The 25073-nt window shown below is 72.8% G+C and carries 23 protein-coding genes; 17 read left to right on the forward strand and 6 right to left on the reverse strand.

The annotated features are described in order from the left end of the window. Window positions 1-47: 47 nt before the first annotated feature. The 3 genes from ACQP0N_RS06615 to ACQP0N_RS06625 are packed head-to-tail and all read right to left on the reverse strand — an operon-like array spanning window position 48 to window position 1186. Window positions 48-464: a PLD nuclease N-terminal domain-containing protein gene (locus tag ACQP0N_RS06615; RefSeq protein WP_433118426.1), complete on the reverse strand. Its 417-nt coding sequence runs from the start codon at window positions 462-464 to the stop codon at window positions 48-50. Between the two features lie 27 nt (window positions 465-491). Beyond that, window positions 492-797: a DUF202 domain-containing protein gene (locus tag ACQP0N_RS06620; RefSeq protein ID WP_433118429.1), complete on the reverse strand. Its 306-nt coding sequence runs from the start codon at window positions 795-797 to the stop codon at window positions 492-494. After that, the gene (locus ACQP0N_RS06625) at window positions 794-1186 is read right to left on the reverse strand and encodes a YidH family protein (protein ID WP_355052131.1); all 393 of its coding nucleotides are present in this window, start codon (window positions 1184-1186) and stop codon (window positions 794-796) included. Before ACQP0N_RS06625 ends, ACQP0N_RS06620 begins: the two co-directional genes overlap by 4 nt. Window positions 1187-1228: 42 nt before the next feature. Here ACQP0N_RS06625 and ACQP0N_RS06630 point away from each other — a divergent pair, with 42 nt between their 5' ends. The 4 genes from ACQP0N_RS06630 to ACQP0N_RS06645 all read left to right on the forward strand — a co-directional run bounded on the left by ACQP0N_RS06630 (window position 1229) and on the right by ACQP0N_RS06645 (window position 4378). Next, on the forward strand, window positions 1229-2026 hold the full coding sequence (locus tag ACQP0N_RS06630; protein WP_433118432.1) for a GNAT family N-acetyltransferase: 798 nt from the start codon (window positions 1229-1231) through the stop codon (window positions 2024-2026). Window positions 2027-2028: 2 nt separating this feature from the next. Then, the gene (locus tag ACQP0N_RS06635; protein ID WP_357173157.1) at window positions 2029-2436 is read left to right on the forward strand and encodes a hypothetical protein; all 408 of its coding nucleotides are present in this window, start codon (window positions 2029-2031) and stop codon (window positions 2434-2436) included. Window positions 2437-2623: 187 nt separating this feature from the next. Then, window positions 2624-3403: an electron transfer flavoprotein subunit beta/FixA family protein gene (locus tag ACQP0N_RS06640; RefSeq protein WP_433118435.1), complete on the forward strand. Its 780-nt coding sequence runs from the start codon at window positions 2624-2626 to the stop codon at window positions 3401-3403. A 15-nt stretch (window positions 3404-3418) separates the two neighbouring features. Continuing rightward, complete coding sequence (locus ACQP0N_RS06645) at window positions 3419-4378, forward strand: electron transfer flavoprotein subunit alpha/FixB family protein (RefSeq protein ID WP_357173161.1); 960 nt, start codon at window positions 3419-3421, stop codon at window positions 4376-4378. Window positions 4379-4475: 97 nt separating this feature from the next. On the opposite strand, the gene ACQP0N_RS06650 is transcribed toward ACQP0N_RS06645, so the two are convergent. Beyond that, a complete protein-coding gene (locus ACQP0N_RS06650) occupies window positions 4476-5315 on the reverse strand; it encodes an anti-sigma factor (RefSeq protein ID WP_433121470.1) in 840 nt (279 codons plus the stop codon). After that, entirely contained in the window at window positions 5269-5871 is a 603-nt protein-coding gene (locus ACQP0N_RS06655) for an RNA polymerase sigma factor (protein WP_433118439.1), read from the reverse strand. The genes ACQP0N_RS06650 and ACQP0N_RS06655 overlap by 47 nt, the downstream gene beginning before the upstream one ends. 230 nt (window positions 5872-6101) lie before the next feature. Between ACQP0N_RS06655 and ACQP0N_RS06660 the strand changes: the two genes are divergently transcribed. From ACQP0N_RS06660 to ACQP0N_RS06690, 7 genes are all read left to right on the forward strand, one after another. Then, window positions 6102-6932 (forward strand): DUF4397 domain-containing protein, encoded by an 831-nt coding sequence (locus ACQP0N_RS06660; protein ID WP_433118442.1) that lies wholly within the window; start codon window positions 6102-6104, stop codon window positions 6930-6932. Continuing rightward, entirely contained in the window at window positions 6929-7579 is a 651-nt protein-coding gene (locus tag ACQP0N_RS06665; RefSeq protein WP_433118444.1) for a class F sortase, read from the forward strand. The genes ACQP0N_RS06660 and ACQP0N_RS06665 overlap by 4 nt, the downstream gene beginning before the upstream one ends. Before the next feature lie 107 nt (window positions 7580-7686). After that, window positions 7687-8862, forward strand: coding sequence for a cysteine desulfurase family protein (locus ACQP0N_RS06670; protein WP_433118446.1), 1176 nt, complete (start codon window positions 7687-7689; stop codon window positions 8860-8862). 213 nt (window positions 8863-9075) lie between these two features. Next, window positions 9076-10149, forward strand: a complete 1074-nt coding sequence (gene mnmA / locus ACQP0N_RS06675) for a tRNA 2-thiouridine(34) synthase MnmA (protein WP_396801615.1) — start codon at window positions 9076-9078, stop codon at window positions 10147-10149. Between the two features lie 143 nt (window positions 10150-10292). Beyond that, window positions 10293-11297, forward strand: a complete 1005-nt coding sequence (locus ACQP0N_RS06680) for a methionine synthase (RefSeq protein WP_433118449.1) — start codon at window positions 10293-10295, stop codon at window positions 11295-11297. Window positions 11298-11334: 37 nt separating this feature from the next. Further along, window positions 11335-11703 carry a VOC family protein gene (locus ACQP0N_RS06685; protein WP_433121472.1) on the forward strand — a complete coding sequence of 123 codons (369 nt, stop codon included), beginning with the start codon at window positions 11335-11337 and terminating at the stop codon, window positions 11701-11703. A gap of 31 nt (window positions 11704-11734) precedes the next feature. Further along, window positions 11735-12748: an ADP-ribosylglycohydrolase family protein gene (locus ACQP0N_RS06690; RefSeq protein WP_433118452.1), complete on the forward strand. Its 1014-nt coding sequence runs from the start codon at window positions 11735-11737 to the stop codon at window positions 12746-12748. A 143-nt stretch (window positions 12749-12891) separates the two neighbouring features. On the opposite strand, the gene ACQP0N_RS06695 is transcribed toward ACQP0N_RS06690, so the two are convergent. Continuing rightward, on the reverse strand, window positions 12892-13437 hold the full coding sequence (locus ACQP0N_RS06695; protein ID WP_433118454.1) for a type II toxin-antitoxin system PemK/MazF family toxin: 546 nt from the start codon (window positions 13435-13437) through the stop codon (window positions 12892-12894). Window positions 13438-14159: 722 nt separating this feature from the next. On the opposite strand from ACQP0N_RS06695, the gene ligA reads away from it, so the two are divergent. From ligA to ACQP0N_RS06725, 6 genes are all read left to right on the forward strand, one after another. Further along, complete coding sequence (ligA, locus tag ACQP0N_RS06700) at window positions 14160-16295, forward strand: NAD-dependent DNA ligase LigA (protein WP_433118455.1); 2136 nt, start codon at window positions 14160-14162, stop codon at window positions 16293-16295. Between the two features lie 154 nt (window positions 16296-16449). After that, on the forward strand, window positions 16450-19182 hold the full coding sequence (locus ACQP0N_RS06705) for an EAL domain-containing protein (RefSeq protein WP_433118458.1): 2733 nt from the start codon (window positions 16450-16452) through the stop codon (window positions 19180-19182). 123 nt (window positions 19183-19305) lie between these two features. After that, a complete protein-coding gene (gene gatC / locus ACQP0N_RS06710; protein ID WP_355052147.1) occupies window positions 19306-19611 on the forward strand; it encodes an Asp-tRNA(Asn)/Glu-tRNA(Gln) amidotransferase subunit GatC in 306 nt (101 codons plus the stop codon). Then, entirely contained in the window at window positions 19608-21083 is a 1476-nt protein-coding gene (gene gatA, locus ACQP0N_RS06715; RefSeq protein WP_433118460.1) for an Asp-tRNA(Asn)/Glu-tRNA(Gln) amidotransferase subunit GatA, read from the forward strand. The genes gatC and gatA overlap by 4 nt, the downstream gene beginning before the upstream one ends. 13 nt (window positions 21084-21096) lie before the next feature. Beyond that, entirely contained in the window at window positions 21097-22596 is a 1500-nt protein-coding gene (gatB, locus tag ACQP0N_RS06720) for an Asp-tRNA(Asn)/Glu-tRNA(Gln) amidotransferase subunit GatB (protein WP_433118462.1), read from the forward strand. A 114-nt stretch (window positions 22597-22710) separates the two neighbouring features. After that, window positions 22711-25068, forward strand: coding sequence for a transketolase-like TK C-terminal-containing protein (locus tag ACQP0N_RS06725; RefSeq protein WP_433118463.1), 2358 nt, complete (start codon window positions 22711-22713; stop codon window positions 25066-25068). Window positions 25069-25073 lie beyond the last annotated feature (5 nt).

The following is a 25073-nucleotide window of genomic DNA, read 5'->3' on the forward strand; positions in this document are numbered from 1 at the left end:
TCGAGCCGGCAGCCGCCGTCGTCCCGCGCGGGGCGACGGCGGCGCTGTCACACCTCCGGCCGGTCGCCCTCGCGGGGCGGCTCACCGTCGCGCCGGCGCAGGTCGTCCTCACGCCGCCGCAGGTCCTCCTCCCAGCGGCGGAAGAGTTCCTGGTCCTGCTGCTTGGCGCGGTCCTGCACCGAGCGGAGGAACTCCGGGTCGTCGTCGGGAGCGAGTGGACGGCGCGGCTTCCGCTCGGCGGCGCTCGTGCCACCCGGCCACACCGTGCGGGTCGCGGCGCCGGGCTCGCGCCCGGCGACGAACCAGGCGATCGACCCGACCAGGGGGAAGAACAGGATGATCAGCACCCAGGCGATCCGGGGCAGGGCACGGATCTGACCCTCCTCGGCGGACAGGCAACTGATCAGCGCGCAGACGGCGAGGACGATCTGCGCCAGGAAGAGGAGAACGTACAGCCGGGCCATGCACCCATCATGGCGCACGGCGTCGCGTCAGCGTAGTCCGCGAACCGTCAGCAGCACGCCGAGCAGCGCGAGCCCGACCGTGCCCAGGGCGACCACCGGCAGTGTCCGGCCGCCGGTACGGGCCGCGCCGACGCCGGTGGCGCGCGGCCAGCAGAGCACGAGCAGGCCGCCCCAGACGAGCACGGCCGCGCCGACGACGAGCGCGCCGAACAGGCCGCCGTTCGACGCCAGCCGGACCGCCAGCGCGGTCACCACGGTCAGCGTCAGCAGGGTGCGCCGCCAGGCCAGCCGGGTCCGCTCCGGTTGCAACCCCGGGTCGCGTACGGCGCTCACCGTTCCCCGATCGCCCGGGCCAGGACCGCGAGCACCAGCAGGATCGCCCCCGCGCCCACGGCGAGGGCGAGGATGGCGGGGAAGCGGGAGGCGGGCAGCTCCTGACCGAGCCGGATGGCCCGTTCGGTACGCGCCCAGTGGTCCACGGCGCGGATGGCGACGGCGCCGCCGAGCAGCAGCAGCGCGACCGCGATGACCTCCCGCAGGTGGCTCATCGGCAGCGGCGGCAGGAACTGCGCGGCGGCCAGCCCGCCGCCGACCAGCGCGAGACCGGTGCGCAGCCAGGCGAGGAAGGTCCGCTCGTTGGCGAGGGAGAACCGGTAGTCCGGTCTCTCACCGACGGCGCGCGCCTCCGCCGGGTCGAACCATCGCCTGATCGCTTCCCACACGTGGGCAGATTATCCGTTTCCCCCGGACCGTAGCCTGGTCTGGTGACCGATCTTGATGTGAACACCCTGCGTGACGCCTACGACAACCAGATCCGCCCGGAGATCCCCGACCCGGTCCCGGCCGGGGTGACCGTGGAGCGCGACGGACCGCTCGTCCGCATCATCGGGCTGGACGCGGGCGGTTTCCTCACGTACCGCGACCTGGGCGGGCTGACCGGCGACGCGTTGGACGAGCTGATCGCCCGGCAGGTGCGGTTCTTCCGCGAGCGCGGCATGTCGGTCGAGTGGAAGCTCAACGAGCACGACGAGCCCGCCGACCTGGCGGACCGCCTCCGCGCCGCCGGCTTCGTGCCGGAAGACCGGGAGACCGTCGTGGTCGGGCCGGTCGCGCCGCTCGCCGCCGCGCTGCCGGTGGTTCCCGAGGGGGTACGCCTGCGTGAGGTGACCGCCCGGGAGGACCTGGAGCGGATCGCCGCCATGGAGGAGGAGGTCTGGCAGGCGGACCGTTCGCACCTGGTGACGGGTCTGGCCAAGGAGATCGACGCCGACCCGAACTCGATCACCGTGGTGGTGGCCGAGGCGGACGGGGTGGTGGTGAGCGCCGGCTGGGTGCGGTACCTGGCGAACACCGGCTTCGCCACCCTCTGGGGCGGCTCGACCCTGCCGCAGTGGCGGCGCAGGGGCATCTACCGGGCGTTGGTCAACTACCGGGCGCGGCTGGCCGAGCAGCGGGGTCGGACGCTCATCCAGGTCGACTGTTCCGAGGACAGCCGGCCGATCCTCCAGCGACTCGGCCTCGTCGCGGTCACCACGACCACGCCGTACGTCTACACTCCGTGATCATGGAGCAGCGGTTGACGGACGAGGAGCGCCTGACCCTCAAGACGGGCGCGTTCGGCGCGGTCTTCCTGGTCTCGAACGCCGACCCGGGGATGCTGGGCGTGATCCGGGAGAGCGTGGCCGCCTCCGGCGCGCTGGCCGACGCCAGTGGCGTGGTCAAGGAGGCGCTGACCACCGGCCCGCTGCCCCGCCTGCCCCGGGACTCCCAGTTGGAGATCGAGTCGGTGGTGCTGCCGGCGCTCGGTCGGGCGGTGCGGATCCTGCGGGAGAAGTCGCCGGACGACGTCGAGGCGTACCGGTCGGTGGTGTTGAACGCCGCGGACCGGGTGGCCCACGCGCACGACGGGGTGGCCCCGGCCGAGGCCGCGGTCATCGACCGGATCCGGGGCGCGCTGGCCGAGTCCGTCTGACCTGCGCCACGCCGGTGACCTGTGTCACTCTGTGTGCCCGGCAGCGGTAACCTACTGGCAGGTAACATTGCCGCGTGGGCAACTGCACAGCAGCCCGCGGTTGACCGGGCGTCGACCGACACGCGAGGCTGCGGCCCAGACCGGGCGAGCCAATCGCAACACCACACAGGAGGGTCGTCGAAGCGCGATGAATATCGTCGTACTCGTCAAGCAGGTGCCTGATTCGGGCGCGGACCGCAACCTGCGCAGTGACGACAACACCGTCGACCGCGGTTCGGCGAACAACGTGATTAACGAGATGGACGAGTACGCCATCGAGGAGGCGCTGAAGATCAAGGAGGCGCACGGCGGCGAGGTCACCATCCTGACCATGGGTCCGGACCGGGCGACCGAGTCGATCCGCAAGGCGCTCTCCATGGGTCCCGACAAGGCCGTGCACGTGGTGGACGACGCCCTGCACGGTTCCTGCGCGGTGGCGACGTCCAAGGTGCTCGCCGCCGCCCTCGGGCAGCTCAACGCCGACCTGGTGATCTGCGGCGCGGAGTCCACCGACGGCCGGGTGCAGGTCATGCCGCACATGATCGCCGAGCGGCTCGGCGTCGCGGCGCTCACCGGCGCGCGCAAGCTCACCGTCGACGGCGCGACGCTGACCGTCGAGCGGCAGACCGAGGAGGGGTACGAGGTCGTCACGGCCGCCACCCCGGCCGTGGTCTCCGTCTGGGACACCATCAACGAGCCGCGCTACCCCTCCTTCAAGGGCATCATGGCCGCGAAGAAGAAGCCGGTGCAGACGTACTCCCTGGCCGACCTGGGCGTCGCGCCGACCGAGGTGGGCTTCGACGGCGCGACCAGCACCGTCGTCGAGCACACCAAGCGCCCGGCGCGTTCCGGCGGCGCCAAGATCACCGACGAGGGCGAGGGCGGCGTCAAGCTGGTCGAGTTCCTCGCCACCGAGAAGTTCGTGTGAGAGGGGCTTTGAGACATGTCTGAGGTTCTCGTCGTCGTCGAAGCCACCAAGGAATTCGGCGTCAAGAAGGTCACCCTCGAGATGCTCACCCTCGCCCGTGAGCTGGGCACCCCGAGCGCGGTGGTGCTCGGTGGACCCGGGGCCGCCGAGGCGCTGAGCGCCAAGCTGGGCGAGTACGGCGCCCAGAAGATCTACGCCGCCGAGGGTGACGACATCGACGGCTACCTGGTCGCCCCCAAGGCGAGCGTGCTGGCCGAGCTGGTCCAGCGGGTGCAGCCGGCCGCCGTGCTGCTGGCGTCGGCGCAGGAGGGCAAGGAGATCGCCGCCCGGCTCGCCGTCAAGCTCGACAACGGCATCCTGACCGACGTGGTCGGCCTGGACGCCGACGGCACCGCCACCCAGGTCGCCTTCGCCGGCTCCACCATCGTCAAGTCCAAGGTCACCAAGGGCCTGCCGCTGGTCACCGTGCGGCCGAACTCGGTCACTCCCGCCCCGGCGGCGGCCACCCCGACGATCGAGCAGCTCGCCGTGTCGGTCACCGACACCGACAAGCTGGCCCGGGTCGTCGAGCGGGTCGCCGAGCAGAAGGGCTCCCGGCCCGAGCTGACCGAGGCCGGCATTGTCGTCTCCGGCGGTCGTGGCGTCGGCAACGCCGACAACTTCAAGCTGGTCGAGGAGCTGGCCGACCTGCTCGGTGGCGCCGTCGGCGCGTCCCGCGCGGCCGTCGACTCCGGCTTCTACCCGCACCAGTTCCAGGTGGGCCAGACCGGCAAGACCGTCTCCCCGCAGCTCTACGTGGCGCTGGGCATCTCCGGCGCCATCCAGCACCGGGCCGGCATGCAGACCTCGAAGACGATCGTCGCAGTCAACAAGGACGGTGAGGCGCCGATCTTCGAGCTGGCCGACTTCGGCGTGGTGGGCGACCTGTTCAAGATCGTCCCGCAGGCCGCCGAGGAGATCCGCAAGCGCAAGTGAGCGTGTGACGCAGAAAGTGGCCGCCCGTCGCGACGGGCGGCCACTTTCTTCTGCGGGGAGCTGATCGGCGGGCCGGGGAGCTGAGCCGGCCCGCCGATCAGCCCGTCAGGGTGCCCCTCAACAGGCTGTCGCCGGAGTGGCGGGTGTTGTTGTCGTACTGCTCGGCGGACACGTCGACCACCGAATAGCTCTTGAGATCGACGTTCGGGGGCAGGGGCAGTAGAGCGTCCGCGTCGCCACCGAGGGTGCCGATCGAGAACATCTCCATGGTCGTCGGGTTGATGAGCCAGACCTCGTAGTACCCCGGCACGCGCGGGAGATTCGCCACATGCAGATGTAGTTGACCGCCCTGCAGGACGCGCGCGTCGCCCTGGGCCGACTTCGGCGTCGAGCCGAAGGCCGCCAGTGGCGCGCTGGCCAGCACCGTCGGCGTCTTCGCAGGCGTCGGCTCTGTCGGCTCGAGCACCGACACCGTGCCCACCACCCCGATCGCCGCCGCCGCGACGGCGGTCACCGCCGTGGCCGCCCACCGGGACCAGCCGCGAGATCGGCGGGGCCGGCGCGTCGCGTCCAGCCGGGTGACCGTCGAGGAGGCGGCGCTGTCGTCGGCGTCCTCGGCCGTCGTCCCGTGGGCCTGCGCGGGCACCTGCGGCCGGCCGGCCCGGGTCAGCGCCGCCACGGCCCCCACCGTGCGGGCCTGGACCACGTCGCCCTCGGCCGCTCGGATCTCCGCCTCGATGCCCTGCCAGATGTGCTCCGGCGGGTCGGGCAGGTCGCCGAGGCCCTGCGTCTCGGCGCCGAGCCCGGCCACCTGCCGCAGGGTCGTCAGCTCCGTGCGGCAGTGCGCGCAGGTGTCGAGGTGGGTGTGCTCCCCGTCGTCCGCCTCGCTCTCACCGAGCGCCAGAAAGACCAGCCGCTCGTGCTCCAGGTGCTGCACCATCCACCTCCCATCTGCGTTTCAAGCTCGCCATGCCGCGCCGGATGTGACTCTTCACGGTGCCCAGCGGCACCCCGGTCACCGCGGCGATCTGCTGGTGTGTCAGGTCGTCGTAGAAGGCCAACTCCAGCATGCGTCGCTGGTCGCCCGGGAGGCGTGCCAGCTCGTCGGCGATCACCAGCCGATCCACCACCCGGTCCGGGTCCGGCCCGGTCTGCGCGGGCTCGGGCAGTTGCCGGACCGTCTCCACCACCCGGGTTTCCCGCGCCGAGGCGCGCAGGCGGTCGATCACCTTGCGTCGGCCGATGCCGAGCAGCCAGCCGACCAGCGAGCCCTTGGCCGGGTCGAAGGTCTCCCGGCCCAGCCACGCGCCCACGAACGTCGCCTGGGTCACGTCCTCGGCGTCGGCCCGGTTGGCCAGCATGGTGGTCGCCAGGTGCAGGACGGCGCGGCCGTAGCGCTCGTACGCCGCACGCAGCGCCGCCTCGTCGCCGGCCCGGAACCGGGCCGCGAGGTCGTCCGCCGGTGGGTCCGGTTGCGGTGGCAGCGCCGTCACGGGGTGGCCCGCCTTCGATGGGGCATGCCCGACTGTAGCTGCCACAGCCCTCGCCCCACTCTCCCGGTCACAGTCATCTCACCTGCTCTTCGGCCGCCGACGGTGATCTGGATGCGCTCGGAACCGAGAAAAAGAAACGCGTCGAGAGCGCATCCGCCCGTCGCGAAGCCGGCGTAACCCGTTCTGCAAGCCAGGCCTGACGAATCAGCACCAATCACCAGGAGGCAGACATGCAGCTCTCGTACTTCCGTCGGGTCGCCGCGGGCGGCGCGGTCGCCGCGCTCGCCTTCGCCGGTGTCGGCGCGTTCACCGCCACCCCCGCGTACGCCGCCACGTCGAAGGTCTCCGTCGTCCACGGCATCCCGGACACCCCGGTCGACGTCTACGTCAACGGCAAGAAGACGCTTGACAACTTCAAGCCCGGCAACGTCGCCGGTCCGTTGAACCTGGCCGAGGGGGAGTACGACATCGCCCTCACCAAGCCCGGCGATCCGGTCGGCAGCGCGATCCTCAAGGCCGACGACGCCAAGGTCCCGGGCGGTGCGAACATCAGCATCGCCGCACACCTCGACGCCGCCGGCAAGCCGACGATCACGCCGTTCGTGAACGACGTCTCCAAGGTCGACGCCGGCAAGGCCCGCCTGATCGTCCGGCACACGGCGGCCGCCCCGGCGGTCGACGTACGGGCCGGCGGCACCCCGGTCTTCAAGGGCCTGACCAACCCGAACGAGGCCAAGGGCGACGTCGACGCCGGCGCGGTGAAGGCGGACGTGGTGCTGGCGGGCACCGACACCGTGGCCATCGGCCCGGCGGACCTGAACCTCAAGGAGGGCACCGCGACGATCGTCTACGCCATCGGCTCCGCCGAGGGCAAGACTCTCGACGTGGTGGCCCAGACGATCACCGGCCTGCACTCCGCACCGGGCGGAGTGCCGAGCGGTGACGGTGGTCAGGCGGGTACCGGCGTGGGCGCCTGGTGGTACGCGCTCGCCGGCGCCGGCGTACTCCTGCTGGTCGGTGGTGGGGCGCGGATGGCGACCGCGCGGACCGGCCGCAAGTGACGGTGCGCAACCGCGGCGCGCTGGCGGCCCTGGCCGCCGGCGCTGCCGCGCTCACCGTCGCCACCCTGGTGGCGTGCAACTCACAGCCGGCCGGAAACGTCGGTACCGAAGAGGCGACCGCGCTGGCCAGCCCCACCCCGACCGTGGCCCTCCCGTCGGTGCCGGTGACCGTCGGCGACCTGCCCGCCGGCGCCGAGGCCGTCCCGCCGGTCCGGCTGGTCATCCCGGAGATCGGCGTCACCGCCACGGTCAACGCGGTCGGCATCAACGAGCGCACCAACGAGTTCGAGGTGCCGCCGAGCGTCGACGAGATCGGCTGGTACCGCTACGGCCCCGGCCTGGAGGCCGACGTGGGATCGGTGGTCATCGCCGGGCACGTGGACAGCGCCAGACAGGGCAAGGGCGCGTTCTACCGGCTGCGCGAGCTGGACCAGGGCGACACCCTGACCGCGACCGGCAGTGACGGCAAGCCGCGGCGGTACCGGGTCGTCGCCCGGGAGGAGTACGCCAAGACCAAGATCCCGTTGGACCGCTACTTCGCCCGGGACGGCAGGCCGCGACTGACCCTGATCACCTGCGGTGGGCCGTTCGACGCCAAGGCCCGTAGGTACCGCGACAACATCGTCGTCACGGCGGTGCCCGCCTGAGCGGGCCGCGTCCGCTGCGTGCCGGGGTGGCCGTCACACCCCGGCACGTCGCGCGGAGTCCACTCCGCCCTCGGGTCTCCGGCCGGTCGGCCGTACGCTGAAGGGTGATGGCTTACCTGGATCACGCGGCTACCACCCCCATGCTCGACGAGGCACTGGAGGCGTACGTCGCCACCGCCCGCGAGGTCGGCAACGCGTCCTCACTGCACGCGGCCGGTCGTCGTGCCCGTCGCCGGGTCGAGGAGTCGCGCGAACGGGTGGCCGCGGTGCTGGGCGCCCGGCCATCCGAAGTGATCTTCACAGGCGGTGGCACGGAGAGCGACAACCTGGCGGTCAAGGGCATCTTCTGGGCCCGCCGGGACGCCGTCGCCGACCGTCGGCGGGTGGTCTCCAGCGCCGTCGAACACCACGCCGTGCTCGACTCGGTCGACTGGCTGGCCGAACACGAGAACGCCGGGGTCGGCTCGCTGCCGGTGGACTCCAACGGCCGGCTCGACCCGGATGACCTGCGCGCCGAGCTCAGCGCGCACGCCGACCGGGTGGCCCTGGTCACCGCGATGTGGGCCAACAACGAGGTCGGTACCGTGCAGCCGGTGGCCGAGCTGGCCGCCGTCGCCGCCGAGCACGGTGTGCCGTTCCACACCGACGCCGTCCAGGCCGTCGGCCAGGTGCCGGTCGACTTCGCCGCCAGCGGGGCCTCCGCGCTGACCGTCACCGGTCACAAGCTGGGCGGCCCGATCGGGGTGGGCGCCCTGCTGCTCGGCCGGGACGTGGCCGCCGTACCACTGCTGCACGGCGGCGGTCAGGAGCGCGACGTCCGTTCCGGCACGCTGGACACCGCCGGCATCGTCGCCTTCGCGGTCGCCGTCGAGAGGGCGGTCAAGGGCCAGCAGGAGTACGCGGCCCGGGTGGCCGCCCTGCGCGACGACCTAATCGAGCGGGTCCGCCGGGCGGTGCCCGAGGTGATCTACAACGGCGACCCGACCGACCGGCTCCCCGGCAACGCGCACTTCTCCTTTCCGGGTTGCGAGGGTGATGCCCTGCTGCTCCTGCTCGACGCCCAGGGCATCGCGTGCTCGACGGGCTCGGCCTGCTCGGCCGGCGTCGCCCAGCCCTCGCACGTGCTGCTGGCGATGGGTGCCGACGACGACCGCGCCCGATCGTCGCTGCGCTTCACCCTCGGCCACACCAGCACCCAGGCGGAGATCGACGCCCTGGTGTCGGCCCTCCCCGCAGCCGTGGAGCGAGCCCGAAGAGCCGCCGCCTCCCGACCCCCCCGCTAAACCCGCTGCCCCTCCCCGGCCCTGCCCCGCCCCGGCGCTGTCCCCGTTGATCATGAAGTTATTGCCCTGCGGATCGGCGTGTCGTGGCAATAACTTCATGATCAACGGGGGTGGGTGCGTCGGTGTGGACGTGGACGTGGTGGGTTGGGGTGGGTTGGGGGTGGGGGTTGGTTCGGGGTGGTGGTTAGGGTTGGTGGGGAAGGGGGTTCGCTGGTGAGAGTTCTGGCGGCGATGTCGGGCGGGGTTGACTCGGCCGTGGCGGCGGCGCGGGCGGTGGCGGCCGGGCACGACGTGACCGGCGTGCACCTGGCGTTGGCCCGTAACCCGCAGACGTACCGGACCGGGGCGCGCGGCTGCTGCACCCTGGAGGATTCCCGCGATGCCCGCCGGGCCGCCGACGTGATCGGCATCCCGTTCTACGTGTGGGACATGGCGGACCGGTTCCACGAGGACGTGGTGGACGACTTCGTCGCCGAGTACGCCGCGGGTCGTACGCCCAATCCGTGTCTGCGCTGCAACGAGAAGATCAAGTTTGCGGCGGTGCTGGACCGGGCGATCGCGCTGGGCTTCGACGCGGTGGTCACCGGTCACCACGCCCGCCTCGGCCCGGACGGGCTGCTGCGCCGCAGCGTCGACATCGCCAAGGACCAGTCGTACGTGCTGGCGGTCCTCACCCGCGAGCAGCTGGACCGCTCGATGTTCCCGCTCGGCGACTCGACCAAGGCGCAGGTCCGCGCGGAGGCCGCCGAGCGCGGCCTGGCGGTGGCCGACAAGCCGGACTCACACGACATCTGCTTCATCGCCGACGGTGACACCCGTGGCTTCCTCGCCGGCCGGCTCGGCGAGGCGCCCGGCGACGTCGTAGACGCGAGCACCGGCGCGGTCGTCGGTAGCCACACCGGGGCGTACGCGTACACGGTTGGCCAGCGTCGCGGCCTGCACCTGGACCGGCCCGCCCCGGACGGGCGGCCGCGTTACGTGCTCTCCATCACGCCCAAGACCAACACCGTGACGGTCGGTCCGGCCGAGGCGCTGGAGGTGTCCCAGGTCCGCGCCGTCCGCCCGGTCTGGACCGGCGGCCCCCGCCCGGACGCGCCGGTCGAGTGCGAGGTGCAGCTCCGCGCACACGGCGACGTGGTGCCGGCGACCGTCGACCTCGACGGCGACGCGCTGCACGCCGAGCTGCGCCGGCCGGTCCGCGGCGTCGCCGCCGGCCAGGCCCTGGTGGCCTACCGACCGGACCCGGCCGGCGACATCGTCCTCGGCTCGGCCACGATCGCCGGCTGAACGGGCGGCTGCTGGCCGGCGACCGACGTCGGGATCGGCACGGCGCCCAGCCGATCGGCGTGCACGTCTGCTGGTCGTTGGCGCGGCGTGCAGGTCGGGCGGTCGTCGCACGGCCGGCAGGGGCGCCGGGATAGCCTTCGGCCGTGACAGATCAGGCGTGGCCCTGGCCGGCCGGCGCGGCGACCGGTATCGGTTCGCTGCCCGGCACCGACATCGCCGAGGCCCAGCGGGTGGTTCTCGGCGAGCTTCCCGACCTGCCGCACCTGCCCGAGCTGCCGGCCCGAGGCCCCGGAGCCGACCTCATCGGGCGCAGCGCCGGGCTGCTGGTCGAACTGCCCGTCGAGCTGTACACCGGGCGTTGGCGGGTCGCCCCCCGCGCCGGCCGCGACCTGCGCCGGGCCCGGGACCTGATGGAGCGGGACCTGGACCAGCTCGCCGAGCAGGCCGAGGGGTACGCCGGCCCGATCAAGGTGCAGGCCGGCGGCCCGTTCACTCTGGCCGCCGCGCTGGAGCTGCCGATCGGTGGCCGGCTGCTGCGCGACCCCGGTGCCGTGCGCGACCTCACCGGCTCGCTCGCCGAAGGGTTGCGCGAGCACGTGGCGGCGGTCGCGCGACGGCTGCCCCAGGCGTCGGTGCTGCTGCAACTGGACGAGCCGTCGCTGCCGACCGTGCTGGACGGGCGGGTGCCGACCGAGAGTGGGCTGGGCGCGTACCGGGCGGTGGACTCGGTCGACGCGGCGGCCCTGCTGCGCACGGTCGTCGACGCGGTGGCCGTACCCACGGTGGTGCACTGCTGCGCTCCGGACGTGCCGCTGGAGCTGATCCGCTCCACCGGGGCCGTCGCGGTCGCCCTCGACCTCGATCTCGTCCGGGACCTGGATCCGCTGGGCGAGGCGATCGACGCCGGCCTCGGGCTGTTGGCCGGCGCCGCGTCGACCCGGCCGCCGTCGGCCGGTGGCGCACCGACCTCCGGGCAGATCGCCGATCGGGTACGCCACATCTGGGACCGCCTCGGCTTCCCCCGCCGGCAGCTCGCCCAGCAGGTGGTCGTCACCCCGGCGTGTGGCCTGGCCGGCGCCACCCCGCAGTACGCCCGAGCGGTGCTCGCGGCCTGCCGGGACGCCGGCCGCCGGTTCGCCGAGGAGTGAGGTTTTTCTGTCGTACGCGGTGGGCAGGATGACCGTCATGATTGGACAGCTACGTTCAGTGGTGATCGACTGCCCCGATCCGCGGGCGCTGGCCACGTTCTACTCCGAGCTGCTCGGCATCCCCTTCGCCGAGGCCGCCTCCAAGGACGACGACTGGGTGGTGCTCGGTGGTTCGCCCGGTCACCAGCCGCGACTGGCCTTCCAACGGGCGCTCGGCCTGCGTACGCCGTCCTGGCCGGACCCGGAGCGCCCGCAGCAGTTCCACCTGGACGTGACCGTGGACGACATCGAGAGCGCGGAGAAGGCGGCGCTCGCGCTCGGTGCGCGGCGGCTGCCCGGCGAAGGCGAGGGTTTCCGGGTCTACGCGGATCCGGTCGGCCATCCGTTCTGCCTCTGCTGGGACTGACCGCACCCGACGGCGGTCGCGGCGGCCGGGCATGATGGCCGCCGTGACCTCCACCGCCGTGCTGCGCGCCTCCGGTTCGCTCTTCGGTCTCGCCTACGGCGACGCGCTGGGCAAACCCACCGAGTTCCTGACCGTCGCCGACATCGAACGCCGCTACGGTCCGGCCGGCCCACGTGAGCTGACCGGCGACCCGGCGCTGGTCACGGACGACACGCAGATGGCGCTGGCGGTGGGCTGGGCGCTGCACGAGGCCCCGACGTTCACCCCGGACGCGGTGGAGCCGCTGCTGCGCCGCCGCTTCGTGGCCTGGTCGGTCAGCCCGGACAACAACCGCGCCCCCGGGATGACCTGCCTACGCGCCTGCGCCGACCTGGATCGCGGGCTGCGCTGGCAGCAGGCGACGGTTGCCGGTTCGAAGGGCTGCGGCGCGAACATGCGCGTCACGCCCGTGGGGCTGTTGGACGTCGACCTCGACACGATGGCCGGTCTGGCCCAGTTGCAGGCCGGGCTGACCCACGGCCACGCGACCGGTCTGGCCGCCAGCGAACTCACCGCGTACGCGGTCGTCGCCCTGCGCGGTGGCGTCACGCTGCCCGAGCTGCCCGCGATCCTCACCGAGCGGGCGCGAGCCCAACGCCGCGTCTACCGACAGGACTGGCTGGGCGACCTCTGGCGACGCCCGGGGGTCGACACGCCGGAGGAGTTCATCGCCCACGGTTGGGACGAGTGCCTGACCGCGCTGCGCCGGCTGACGACCGCCCTGGATGCGCCGGACGACGGCGGCGATCCGTGCCGGGCCACCGGCCAGGGTTGGGTGGCCGAGGAGGCGCTCGCCACCGCGCTGTTCTGCGCCGTACGCCATGCCGACGACCCGGTCGCGGCGCTGGCCCGGGGCGCGAGGACCGCCGGCGACTCCGACTCGATCGCCGCCCTGGCCGGCACGTTCGTGGGCGCGGCGGCGGGCATGGCCGCCTGGCCGTCCGAATGGGCCGAGCGCATCGAGTACGCCGAGCAGCTCGCCACCCTCGGCGAGAGCTGGGACTGACCGCGCGGCCTGGCCCGGCCCGGCTGCCCATGATCGACTCGATTTCCTGGAAGTCGGGGTGCTACTGACAGGTAGATAGGCCGGTTTACTGGAAGTCGAGTGGATCATGGCGTGCGGTCGGGGCGCCTTCGGCTCGGCTGGCCTCAGCTGGTGGGCAGGTGGCGCAGGCTGCGGACTTTGCGCCACAGGTCGGCGTCGCAGCGGCCGGCGCGGTCGGCGAAGTCGGCCGAGCTGATCCGGACCGGCTCGGTCAGGCTGAGGTAGCTGTCGTGCTCGGTACCGGGATCCCAGTCCCGGGTGGGAATCCGGACGTGGTCGTCGCGGTCGCTCTTGTCCTGGCTGGTGATCTTCAGGACGTCGGCGCCCCGCGAGTCGGCGCGTAGCACCAGGCAGGGGCGGATCTTCGAGCCGCTGCCGTCCGCGTACGGGACGTTGGCCCACCAGATATCGCCCGCCGCCGGAGCGTCGGTCGCCCGATCGGTGTCACGGGAGCGGGGCGTCGCGCCCGGTCGATCGGTGCCGCGCGGCCTTGGAGGGCCGGGCCGACGCCCACCCGCGCGGGTCGTGGCACCCGGACCGGTTCGGTCGGACGGTCGGCGCGTGGCCGCCCGGTGCCGCCAACTGTTCCACGCCCAACCGGCGGCCACCGCGAGCAGGATCGCCGCCGCCCAGAGCAGCGTCTCGTTCATCGCCACCTCCGTGCCCACGCGGCACGCCGGCCGCTTCGTGCGGCGATCCTCGCACGTCACCGCCCCCGCCGCCCGTCGGCGACACCGCCGCTCGTGGCGCAGGGGTCCCCGCCGTCCGGGGCGGTCGGAACCGCCACGGTCAGCAGCCATCCCCCTCCCGCCCGCGCGTCCGCCCGCGCGCCGGCCCGCGCGCCGGCCCGTCCGCCCGCGCGCCGGCCCGCGCGCCGGCCCGCCCGCCCGCGCGCCGGCCCGCCCGCACCCGCGCCGATCTTGCACTTTCTGCTGCGACATTCCGGGCATCCCACCCGTATCGACGACCGAAACTGCAAGATCGCCGGGAGGTTGGCGACGGGCCCGCCTCCGCCTCGCGGGGGCACCGCCGCTGGGGCTGCCGGGGTCCCCGCGAGGCCGGCGTTCACCCCGCTGGCGGCACCCCCGGCCGGGTTGCGCGCACGGTCCCGCCGGGTCCCCGGGGGTACGGCGGGCCTTGATCCACTCCACATCGCCGATGTGGGGGCATCTGGGCGGCGGGACACCCCGACATCGGCGATCTGGAGTTGATCAAAGTCGCGGGGGTTCGGCGGCGAGGCGCAGCGGGGCCCGGGACCGGGAGCGCGGGGCGTCACCGTCGGCGCGGGTGGGCGGCGGATTGTCAGCCCGGACCGATACCGTGCCTTAGTAGCGTGATCAGGGAGGTCGCAGGCGTGTCCGAAGGTGGCGGGGTGTCCGAGGAGCAGATCGGTCAGCAGGTCAGCCCGGCTCAGGAGGCGGCGGCCGGCGCGGAGCCGACGCCGCAGGCGCGGGAGCGGCACGCCACGCTGAGTGGCGAGCTGACCGAGCATCAGTACCGCTACTACGTGCTTGATTCGCCGATCATCACCGACGCCGAGTTCGACAAGCAGCTGCGCGAGCTGGAGGCGTTGGAGCAGGAGTTTCCCGCGCTGCGTACGCCGGATTCGCCGACCCAGCGGGTGGGCGGCACGTTTTCCACCGACTTCACCCCGGTCACGCACGCCGAGCGGATGCTCTCGCTCGACAACGCCTTCGCCGACGAGGAGCTGGCGGCCTGGGCCGAGCGGGTCGAACGGGACGCCGGCGGGCCGGTGCCCTACCTCTGCGAGTTGAAGGTCGACGGTCTGGCGATCAATCTGACGTACGAGGCCGGGCGGCTGGTTCGGGCCGCCACCCGGGGCGACGGCCGCACCGGCGAGGACGTCACCGCCAACGTGCGCAGCATCCGGGATGTGCCCGGCCAGCTCACGCCGTCCGCCGGGTTCCCGACGATCCCCGAGCTGCTGGAGGTCCGGGGCGAGATCTACTTCCCGGTCGCCGCGTTCGCCGACCTCAACGCGGGCCTGGTCGAGCAGGGGCGCGCACCGTTCGCCAACCCGCGCAACGCCGCTGCCGGCAGCCTGCGGCAGAAGGATCCGCGGGTCACCGCCTCCCGGCCGCTGCGTCTCGTGGTGCACGGCATCGGCGCGCGTCGGGGGTTCCAGCCCGCCGCGCAGTCCGAGTCGTACGCGGCGCTGAAGGCGTGGGGGCTGCCGACCAGTGACCGGTGGCGGGTCGTGCCCGACCTGTCCGGCGTCGCGGAATACATCGCCTACTACGCCGAGCACCGGCACGACGTCGAGCACGAGATCGACGGTGTGGTGGTCAAGGTCGACCCGGTCTCCATCCAGGGCCGTCTGGGCTCGACCAGTCGAGCCCCGCGCTGGGCGATCGCCTTCAAGTACCCGCCGGAGGAGGTCACCACCAAGCTCCTCGACATCGATGTCAACGTGGGGCGTACCGGTCGGGTCACCCCGTTCGCCGTGCTCGAGCCGGTGCGAGTGGCCGGCTCCACGGTCGCGCTCGCCACCCTGCACAACGCCCGCGAGGTGGAGCGCAAGGGTGTGCTGATCGGCGACACGGTGGTGCTGCGCAAAGCCGGCGACGTGATCCCCGAGGTGCTCGGTCCGGTGGTCGACCTGCGGCCCGCCGACGCCCGCCCGTTCGTCATGCCGACCACCTGTCCGTCCTGCGGCACCCCGCTCGCGCCCTCCAAGGAGGGCGACGTCGACATCCGGTGCCCCAACACCCGCAGCTGCCCGGCCCAACTCCGCGAGCGGGTGTTCCACCTCGCCGGCCGTGGCGCGTTCGACATCGAGGTGCTCGGCTACAAGGGCGCGGGGGCGCTGCTCGATGCGGAGATCATCGCCGACGAGGGTGACCTCTTCCAGCTCGACGCCGACCAACTGTCCCGGTCGCCGTTCTTCGTCAACAAGGACGGCAGTCTCGGCAGCAACGCGGTCAAGCTGCTCGACAACCTGGCCGTCGCTCGGGAACGTGACCTGTGGCGGGTGCTGGTGGCGCTCTCCATCCGGCACGTCGGCCCCACCGCCGCACAGGCGCTTGCCCGGCACTTCCGATCCATGGAGGCCATCGACGCGGCCAGCGAGGAGGAGCTGTCCTCGGTCGACGGCGTCGGACCGACCATCGCGGCCAGTATCCGGGAGTGGTTCGCCGTCGACTGGCACCGCGAGGTGGTCCGCAAGTGGGCCGACGCGGGCGTACGGATGGCCGAGGAGGCGGTCGACGAGGGCCCGCGTCCGCTGGAAGGGCTGACCGTCGTGGTGACCGGCACCCTCGCCGGCTTCTCCCGGGACCAGGCCGCCGAGGCCGTGCAGACCCGGGGCGGCAAGGTCAGCGGGTCGGTCTCCAAGAAGACGAGCTTCGTCGTCGTGGGGGACAACCCGGGTTCCAAGGCCGACAAGGCCGCCAGCCTCAAGGTGCCGGTGCTGGACGAGGACGGGTTCCGGCTGCTGCTGGACGCGGGTCCGGACGCCGCGCGGGAGGTCGCCCGAGTCGAGGGCTGACGCCGCCACGTCGCCGAGATTGGCCGCCGCGTATACCAACTTAATTACGACTACTACCGATTCGTGACTGTCGTACCGGGAAACTTGGGGCCGAGGGCGTTTCATTGGGTCACGGCGTGCTCACCGACACGTCGACGGTTCCTCGGGAGGTGTGATGGAGGTCGCCGACCCGCGCAACTCCCTCCCACCTGGGCGGGTGGCGCCGTTCGCCACCTTCGTCGTCGGCATCCTGGTGGTGGCGGCGCTGACCGCCGCCGGTCCACTCGCGACGCTTCCCGGGGAGCTGTCCCGGCTGCCGGTGGCGTTCTGGACGATGGCCGCGCTCGCGGTGATCTGCGACGCGCGCCCGTTCGTCCCACCCGGGCGACGGCAGACCTCGGCGGTCTTCCCGTCCACCTGTTTCACCTTCGCGATCCTGCTCGGTTGGGGGCTCGGCCCGGCGGTGGCGGTGCAGGCCCTCGGAGTGATCGTCTCCGGCTGGCGGATGGGCAACGCCGCCTGGCGGACGGCGTTCAACGTCGGCCAGTACGCCTGCGCGCTCGCCGCCGCGTACGGGGTCGTCCAGCTCGGGCCGGGCACCATCTTCTCCGGGGGACGCCTGCACTGGACCGACGTGGTCGCCGTCGGCGGCGCGACGCTCGCCTGGTTCTCGGTGAACTACGGGTTGGTGAGCTGGGCCGTACGACTGCGTTTCGGCGGTCGCTGGTGGCCCACCGTCCGCCAGGGCGTCGGTTTCGAACTGCTCTCCACCGGCTCGCTGCTGCTGCTCGCGCCGGTGCTCGTCGCCGCCGCCCGGCTCAGTGCGGCGCTGATCCCGCTGGTGCTGGTGCCGCTCTTCGCCGTGTACCGGATGGCCCGGTTGACCGTCGAACAGCAGCACCTCGCCGCCGCCGACCCGCTGACCGGGCTGCCGAACCGCAAGGCGCTGCTGGCCGAGGTGGCGGAGCAGGTCCACCTGCACGCCGAGCGGACCGCCCGCGGCGAGCCCGGTGGACATCTGGCGCTGCTGCTCATCGACCTGGACCGCTTCAAGAACGTCAACGACGCGCTCGGGCACGCGGTGGGGGACCGGCTGCTGGTCGAGGTCAGTGCCCGACTCGCGGACGTGGAGCCCCGACCGCAGATGATCGCCCGGCTGGGTGGGGACGAGTTCGCCATCGTGATGACCGGGCTGTCCGACGTCGGTGAGGCGCGTGAGCTGGCCGACCGGGTGGTCGGGGCGTTGGCCGAGCCGGTGCCGTTGGACGGGTTGCCGCTCGACGTCGGCGGCTCCATCGGGATCGCCCTCTTCCCCGAGCACGGTGAGGACTTCGCCACCCTGATGCGGCACGCGGACGTGGCAATGTACGACGCCAAGCACCGTAACGACACGGTCGCCGTGTACGCCCCGGAGTCCGACCACAACTCGGCCGAGCGTCTCGGGCTCCTCGCCGACCTCCGACGGGTGCTCGAATCCGGCTCACCCGCCGCCGAGGCGGATGACGCGGCCGACGCGAGCCACGCGGCCGACGGGAGCCACGCGGCCGACGCGAGCCACGCGGCCGACGGGAGCCACCCGGGCGACGCGAGCCACGCCGTCGAGGCGGCGCACGCCGTCGAGGCGGGGCACGCCGTGGACGCCGCGGAGGTCGTACCAGCGGGCGAGGCCGCGCCTGCCCGGCACGCCGAGCGGGGTGGTTCGGAGCGGACGGCAGACGTACCCCTCGCGGTGGAGGCCGAGGTGCGCGGCGGTGACGGCGCCGCGCTGCCGGCCGGGGCCGCGCCGGTGATCGCCCTGCCGCCGGTGACCGGCGGGCGGTGGTGGGGTCGCCGTCGGCGTGCCGGCGACGAGGTGGCGCACGCCGATGAGTTGATCAATCGGATCGCCACCGGGGCCGATCCGATCCGGGGCCGCAACAGCCGCGCGACGATTCCCGGTACCCGTCCCGGCCCGAGCCGGGACCGGCGTGCCGGCGGCCACGGGCGGCGCTCGCCGAACGGTGGTGCGCCGTCGGCGGCGGGCGACCGCCGTCCGGGGCGCGACGGCGGGTCCGCTACGGGCGGTCGGACGATCGGGCCGACGATCGGGCCGACCGGGTGGGCACGCGACGGTGAGCCGGTCGACGACGCCGGTGAGATCACCATGTACTACCAACCGCAGATCGCCATCGCGACGGGCGAGGTGGTCGGCGTCGAGGCGCTGCTGCGTTGGCGGCATCCCCGCCGGGGCATGGTCGACCCGGAGGAGCTGATCCGGGTCGCCGAGCAGAGCGCGGTGATGCGGCTGCTCACCCGCCGGGTCGTGGACGACGTGGTGGAGCAGCTCGCCAAGTGGTCGGCGGCCGGCATCGGGCTGCGCGCGGCGCTCAACGTGAGCGTGCGCGACCTGCACACCGGCGAGATCGCCGACCAGATCGCCGATCGGCTGGCCCGCTACGGGGTGCCGGCCGAGCGGCTGCAACTGGAGATCACCGAGGGCGCCCTGATGGCCGATCCGCGCCGGGTGCTGGCGACGATCACCCGGTTGCACCAGATCGGGGTGGCCATCGCCCTCGACGACTTCGGCACCGGCTACTCGTCCTTGCAGCACCTGCGCCGGCTGCCGCTGTCCGAGGTGAAGGTGGACCGCTCGTTCGTGCTGGGCATGGCCGAGGACGCCGACGACGCGGCGATCGTCCGCTCGACGATCGAGCTGGCGGGGGCGTTGGGCCTGCGGGTGGTCGCGGAGGGTGTGGAGGACGAGCGGACCTGGCGGATGCTCTACGCGGCCGGCTGCGACGCGGCCCAGGGGTGGTTCTACGCCCGTCCGATGCCCGCCGAGGAGTTGGTCACGTGGCTGGCCCGCTACCGGCCGGTGCGCCCCAGCGGCGGCCCGGAGACGGACTCCGGCCGCCGGCTGACGCGCTGACCCACCCGAGCAGCCGGCGCGGGGCGCGGAACAATAGACTCGCTCCGGTCACCGCGCGTCACTCTGCACCCGTCGCGCGGCCGGCACACCGCCCGACCAGCAGGACATCAGAAGGGGGCACGGATGGCCGCCATCTCCCGCGAGGAGGTCGCGCACCTGGCGCGCCTGTCGCGGCTCGCCGTCACCGAGGAGGAGCTGGACACGTTCGCCGGCCAGCTCGACGTGATCCTCCAGGCGGTCGCCCAGGTCGGCGAGGTCGCCGCCGCGGACATCCCGCCGACCTCACACTCGGTGCCGCTGACAAACGTCTTCCGCGAGGACGTCGTCACGCCGTGCCTGACCCCCGAGGAGGTGCTGTCCGGTGCGCCCGACGCCGAGGAGCAGCGGTTCCGCGTACCCCGGATTCTGAGCGAGGACGTGGCGTCATGAGCGATTTGACCAAAATGACCGCGACGGAGATCGCCGCCCTGGTCGCCGGCGGGGAGATCTCCGCCGTCGAGGTGACCCAGGCGCACCTGGACCGGATCGCCGCGGTCGACGACCGGGTGCACGCGTTCCTGCACGTGGACAGCGAGGGCGCGCTCGCCGCCGCCCGGGCCGTGGACGAGCGCCGGACCGCCGGCGAGGAGTTGGGCCCGCTCGCGGGCGTGCCGGTCGCGGTGAAGGACGTGCTCGCCACCCGTGGCGTGCCGACCACCGTCGGCTCGAAGATCCTCGAAGGCTGGCGCCCGCCGTACGACGCGACGATCGTGCAGCGACTGCGCGACGCCGGCACGGTGATGCTGGGCAAGACGAACATGGACGAGTTCGCGATGGGCTCCTCCACCGAGTACTCGGCGTACGGCCCGACGCACAACCCGTGGGACCTGAGCCGCATCCCGGGTGGTTCGGGTGGTGGCAGCGCCGCCGCGCTGGCCGCCTACGAGGCGCCGCTGGCGATCGGCTCGGACACCGGTGGCTCGATCCGCCAGCCCGGCGCGGTCACCGGCACCGTCGGGGCGAAGCCCACCTACGGCGGGACCTCCCGGTACGGCCTGGTGGCGTTCTCCTCGTCGCTGGACACCCCCGGCCCGTGCGCCCGTAACGTGCTCGACGCCGCCCTGCTGCACCAGGTGATCGGCGGGCACGACCCGCGCGACTCGACCTCGATCCCGCAGCCCGTACCGGACGTGGTGGCGGCGGCGAAGCTCGGCGCGACCGGCGACCTGACCGGCGTACGGCTCGGCATCGTCAGCGAGTTCGTCGGCGAGGGCGCCGAGCCGGGCGTGATGACGGCGTTCCGCGAGTCGGTGGACGCGCTGACCAAGATGGGCGCCGAGGTCGTCGAGATCTCCTGCCCGACGTTCGCGTACGCGCTGCCGGCGTACTACCTGATCGCCCCGAGCGAGTGCTCCTCCAACCTGGCCCGGTTCGACGGCGTCCGGTTCGGCCTGCGGGTCGGTGACGACGGCAACCGCTCGCTGGAGGAGGTCATGTCGCTGACCCGCGAGGCCGGCTTCGGCCCCGAGGTGAAGCGCCGGATCATGATCGGGACGTACGCGCTGTCGTCGGGCTACTACGACGCGTACTACGGGCAGGCGCAGAAGGTCCGTACGCTGATCACGCGGGACTTCACCGCCGCGTTCGAGCGGGTCGACGCGCTGATCTCGCCGACCACCCCGTTCACGGCGTTCCCGATCGGCGCGCGCACCGCCGACCCGTACCAGATGTACCTGGCCGACCTGTTCACCATTCCGACCAACCTGTACGGCGGGCCGGGCATCTCGGTGCCCTGTGGTCTCTCCGAGGGGCTGCCCGTGGGCCTGCAGGTGATGGCCCCGACGATGGCCGACGACCGGATGTACCGGGTCGCGGCCGCGCTGGAGTCTGCGGTCGGCACGTTCACCCCACCGGCACTGTGAGGCAGGAGCCCAGATGACGACGACGCTGCCCGCGTACGACGAGGTCGTCGCGCGCTACGAACCGGTGATCGGCCTGGAGACCCACGTCGAGTTGGGCACGAACACCAAGATGTGGTGCGGCTGCCCGACCGACTTCGGCGGCGAGCCGAACACCCGGGTCTGCCCGGTGTGCCTGGGCCTGCCCGGGTCGCTGCCGGTGGCCAACAAGGCCGCCATCGAGGCGATCATCCGGATCGGTCTGGCGTTGAACTGCTCGATCGCCGAGTGGTGCCGGTTCGCCCGGAAGAACTACTTCTATCCGGACATGCCGAAGAACTTCCAGATCAGCCAGTACGACGAGCCGATCTGCGTCGATGGTTACCTGGACGTCGAGGTGAACGGCGAGACCGTCCGGATCGAGATCGAGCGGGTGCACCTGGAGGAGGACACCGGCAAGACGCTGCACGTCGGCGGCGCCACCGGGCGGATCCACGGCGCGACGGAGTCGCTCGTCGACTACAACCGGGCCGGCATCCCGCTGGTCGAGATCGTCACCAAGCCGGTCACGGGCACCGCCGCGCTCGCCCCCGACGTGGCCCGGGCGTACGTCGCCGAGCTGCGCGACGTGATCCGTACCCTCGGCGTCTCGGACGTGCGGATGGAGGAGGGTTCGCTGCGCTGCGACGTGAACACCTCGCTCAACCTGCCGGGGCAGGAGTGGGGCACCCGTACCGAGACGAAGAACGTCAACTCGCTGCGGTCGGTGGAGCGGGCGGTCCGCTCGGAGATGTTGCGGCAGGCGTCGGTGCTCGACGCGGGCGGCCGGATCACCCAGGAGACGCGCCACTTCCACGAGGACACCGGTGACACCACCCCGGGTCGCTCGAAGGAGACGGCGACCGACTACCGGTACTTCCCGGAGCCGGACCTGGTGCCGGTCGCACCGGACCCGGCCTGGGTCGCTGAGCTGAAGGCCGCCCTGCCGGAGCTGCCCCGGGTGCACCGGCGTCGGCTTCAGCAGCAGTGGGGCCTGTCCGACCTGGACATGCAGTCGGTGCTCAACGCCGGCGCGGTCGAGCTGATCGAGGCCACCGTGGCCGCCGGCACCACGCCGGCGGCGGCCCGCAAGTGGTGGTTGGGCGAGTTGTCCCGCCGGGCCAACGAGAGTGGTGTGGAGTTGGCCGACATCGGCGCGACCCCGGCGCAGGTTGCCGAGCTGCAGGGCCTGGTCGACGCCGGCAAGCTCAACGACAAGATGGCCCGCACGGTGCTGGAGGGCGTGGTCGACGGTGAGGGCTCGCCCACCGAGATCATGACCAACCGTGGCCTGGAGGTCGTCTCGGACACCGGCGCGCTCACCGCCGCCGTGGACGAGGCCATCGCCGCCAACCCGGGCATCGCCGACAAGATCCGCAGCGGCAAGGTCGCGGCGGCCGGCGCGCTCGTCGGCGCGGTGATGAAGTCGACCCGTGGTCAGGCCGACGCCGCCGCCGTCCGCACGCTGATCCTGGAGCGCCTGGGCGTCCAGGGCTGACCCGTTGTCAGGAAGGGCCCCCTCCTATGCACCAGGCGTTAGGAAGGGGCCCTTCCTTGCATCCCTCTGCACCCCTTTGCTGCGGCGTCAACGGCGACGCCTGAATGGAGCACCGTGAACGAGCACGACCTTGACGTCCTCGACGAGATCCAGCGGCGGGTGCTCTGGCTCGCCACCCGGATCGTGGACGCCGCCAACCACGACCGGGCCACCGGCGACGGGGTGAAGGTCGGCGGCCACCAGGCGTCCAGCGCCTCGCTCGTCACGGCGATGACCGCGCTCTGGTTCGCCCACCTGGACGCCGAGGACCGGGTGGCCGTCAAGCCGCACGCCTCCCCGGTGTTCCACGCCATCCAGTACCTGCTCGGCAACCTGGACCGGTCGTACCTGCCCCGGCTGCGGGCACGGGGTGGCCTCCAGTCGTACCCGTCGCGCACCAAGGATCCCGACGAGGTGGACTTCTCCACCGGGTCGGTCGGTCTGGGCGCGGCGGCGCCGCTCTTCGCCGCCGCCACCCGCCGGTACGTCGACGCGCACTTCGGCGCCCGGCCGCACTCCCGGTTCGTGGCGCTGATCGGCGACGCCGAGCTGGACGAGGGCAACATCTGGGAGGCGGTCGCCGACCCGGCCACCACCGGGCTGGGCAACGTCATGTGGCTCGTCGACTTCAACCGGCAGTCGCTGGACCGGGTGGTGCCCGGCATCCGGATCAACCAGTGGCGGGGGCAGTTCGAGGCGGCCGGGTGGCACGTCGTGGAGGTCAAGTACGGCCGTCGGCTCGCCGAGGCGTACGCCCGGCCGGGCGGCGGGGCGCTGCGCGACTGGATCGACGCGATGCCCAACGAGCAGTACCAGTCGCTGTTCGGGCTGGCCGGCGACACGTTGCGCAAGCAGTTCCTGGACGGCGCGCCGGCCGGCATCGCCGAGCTGATCGAGGGCATCACCGACGAGGACCTCGGCCCGCTCGTCACCGACCTGGGCGGGCACGACCTTCAGGCGATGCTCGACGCCTACGCCCAGTGCGACGCGGTGACCGACCGGCCGAGCGTCGTCTTCGCGTACACCGTCAAGGGTTGGGGGTTGCCCATCGCCGGCAACCCGCGTAACCATTCCGCGTTGCTCAGCACCGAGCAGGTCGACACGCTGCGCGCCGCGCACGGGTTGACCGCCGAGACCGAGTGGGACCGCCTCGACCCGGCGTCCCCGGCCGGCGTCCGGGCCGGCGCCCGCCGGGAGGCGCTGTCCCGCGCGCCGCGCGAGCGCGCGCTGGGGGTCACCGTTCCGGAGAGCACGGGAGTACGCGCCAACAAGCCCATCTCCACCCAGGAGGTGTTCGGTCGGGTGCTGGTGGACCTGGCGCGGGACCGGGAGGTCGGCCGTTACCTGGTCACCACCGCCCCGGACGTGGCCACCTCCACCAACCTCGCCGGGTTCATCAACAAGACCGGCGTGTTCGCCCCCACCGAGCAGCGTTCCTGGACCGAGGACCGGATGCTGCGCTGGACCGAGAGCCCGACCGGGCAGCACATCGAGCTGGGCATCTCGGAGATGAACCTGTTCCTGCTGCTCGGTCAGCTCGGCCTCTCCTGGGACCTGTCCGGTCAGCCGCTGCTGCCGGTGGGCACGGTCTACGACCCGTTCGTGCTGCGGGGCCTCGACGCGTTCCTCTACGGCACGTACTCCGGTTCGCGGTTCGTGGTGGCCGGCACGCCGTCCGGTATCACCCTGGCCCCCGAGGGCGGCGCCCACCAGTCCACGATCACCGCGTCGGTCGGCTTGGAGCTGCCCGGGGTCACGTTCGTCGAGCCGGCGTACGCGGGCAGCCTCGACTGGCTGCTCTGCGACGCGCTGGGGCAGATCGCCGGCGGGGCGACCCCGGCCGCGACCGCCGCCCCCGCGGAGGACGGCGCGTACTACTTCCGCCTCAGTACCCGTCCGCTGGACCAGACGCCGTTCGAGGCGGCCCGGGCCCGGCTCGGTGACGCGGTGCTGCGCCGGCAGGTGGTCGCCGGGGCGTACCGGCTCGTCGACGCGCACCAGGCGTACCCACACCTGGCCGACGCGCCGGTGGTGCAGCTCGCCGGTTCCGGCGCGGTGCTGCCCGAGGTGTTGGCCGCCGCCGCCGAACTGGCCGAGGAGGGCATCGCCGCGCACGTGGTGGACGTGACCAGCCTCGACCGGCTCTACCGGGCCTGGCAGCGCACCCTGCGACAGGGCGTACGCACCGCCACCGTGCCGAGCGTGCCCGGCGCCCTGCGGTCCGCGTTCGCCGACCGGGTGCCGGTGGTGACCGTGCACGACGCGGCCTCGCACGCCATGGCCTGGCTCGGGTCGGCGCTCGGCGCGCCGGCGGTGCCGCTCGGGGTGGACGAGTTCGGCCAGTCCGGCAGCGTGGCCGACCTGTACGAGCTGCACGACCTGCTCCCCGGCAGCATCGTCAACGCGGCCCTGGCCGCCCTCGCCCTGCGCTGACCGCG

Source organism: Micromonospora sp. CA-246542 (assembly GCF_050942905.1).
Lineage (GTDB): Bacteria > Actinomycetota > Actinomycetes > Mycobacteriales > Micromonosporaceae > Micromonospora.

What these genes read in the sequence shown, in the direction of transcription:
- ACQP0N_RS06615 (WP_433118426.1), bottom strand. Translation starts at nt 464, where the DNA reads ATGGCCCGGCTGTACGTTCTCCTCTTCCTGGCGCAGATCGTCCTCGCC.
- ACQP0N_RS06635 (WP_357173157.1), top strand. Translation starts at nt 2,029, where the DNA reads ATGGAGCAGCGGTTGACGGACGAGGAGCGCCTGACCCTCAAGACGGGC.
- ACQP0N_RS06640 (WP_433118435.1), top strand. Translation starts at nt 2,624, where the DNA reads ATGAATATCGTCGTACTCGTCAAGCAGGTGCCTGATTCGGGCGCGGAC.
- ACQP0N_RS06645 (WP_357173161.1), top strand. Translation starts at nt 3,419, where the DNA reads ATGTCTGAGGTTCTCGTCGTCGTCGAAGCCACCAAGGAATTCGGCGTC.
- ACQP0N_RS06660 (WP_433118442.1), top strand. Translation starts at nt 6,102, where the DNA reads ATGCAGCTCTCGTACTTCCGTCGGGTCGCCGCGGGCGGCGCGGTCGCC.
- ACQP0N_RS06670 (WP_433118446.1), top strand. Translation starts at nt 7,687, where the DNA reads ATGGCTTACCTGGATCACGCGGCTACCACCCCCATGCTCGACGAGGCA.
- ACQP0N_RS06685 (WP_433121472.1), top strand. Translation starts at nt 11,335, where the DNA reads ATGATTGGACAGCTACGTTCAGTGGTGATCGACTGCCCCGATCCGCGG.
- ACQP0N_RS06690 (WP_433118452.1), top strand. Translation starts at nt 11,735, where the DNA reads ATGATGGCCGCCGTGACCTCCACCGCCGTGCTGCGCGCCTCCGGTTCG.
- ACQP0N_RS06695 (WP_433118454.1), bottom strand. Translation starts at nt 13,437, where the DNA reads ATGAACGAGACGCTGCTCTGGGCGGCGGCGATCCTGCTCGCGGTGGCC.
- ACQP0N_RS06705 (WP_433118458.1), top strand. Translation starts at nt 16,450, where the DNA reads ATGGAGGTCGCCGACCCGCGCAACTCCCTCCCACCTGGGCGGGTGGCG.
- gatC (WP_355052147.1), top strand. Translation starts at nt 19,306, where the DNA reads ATGGCCGCCATCTCCCGCGAGGAGGTCGCGCACCTGGCGCGCCTGTCG.
- gatA (WP_433118460.1), top strand. Translation starts at nt 19,608, where the DNA reads ATGAGCGATTTGACCAAAATGACCGCGACGGAGATCGCCGCCCTGGTC.
- gatB (WP_433118462.1), top strand. Translation starts at nt 21,097, where the DNA reads ATGACGACGACGCTGCCCGCGTACGACGAGGTCGTCGCGCGCTACGAA.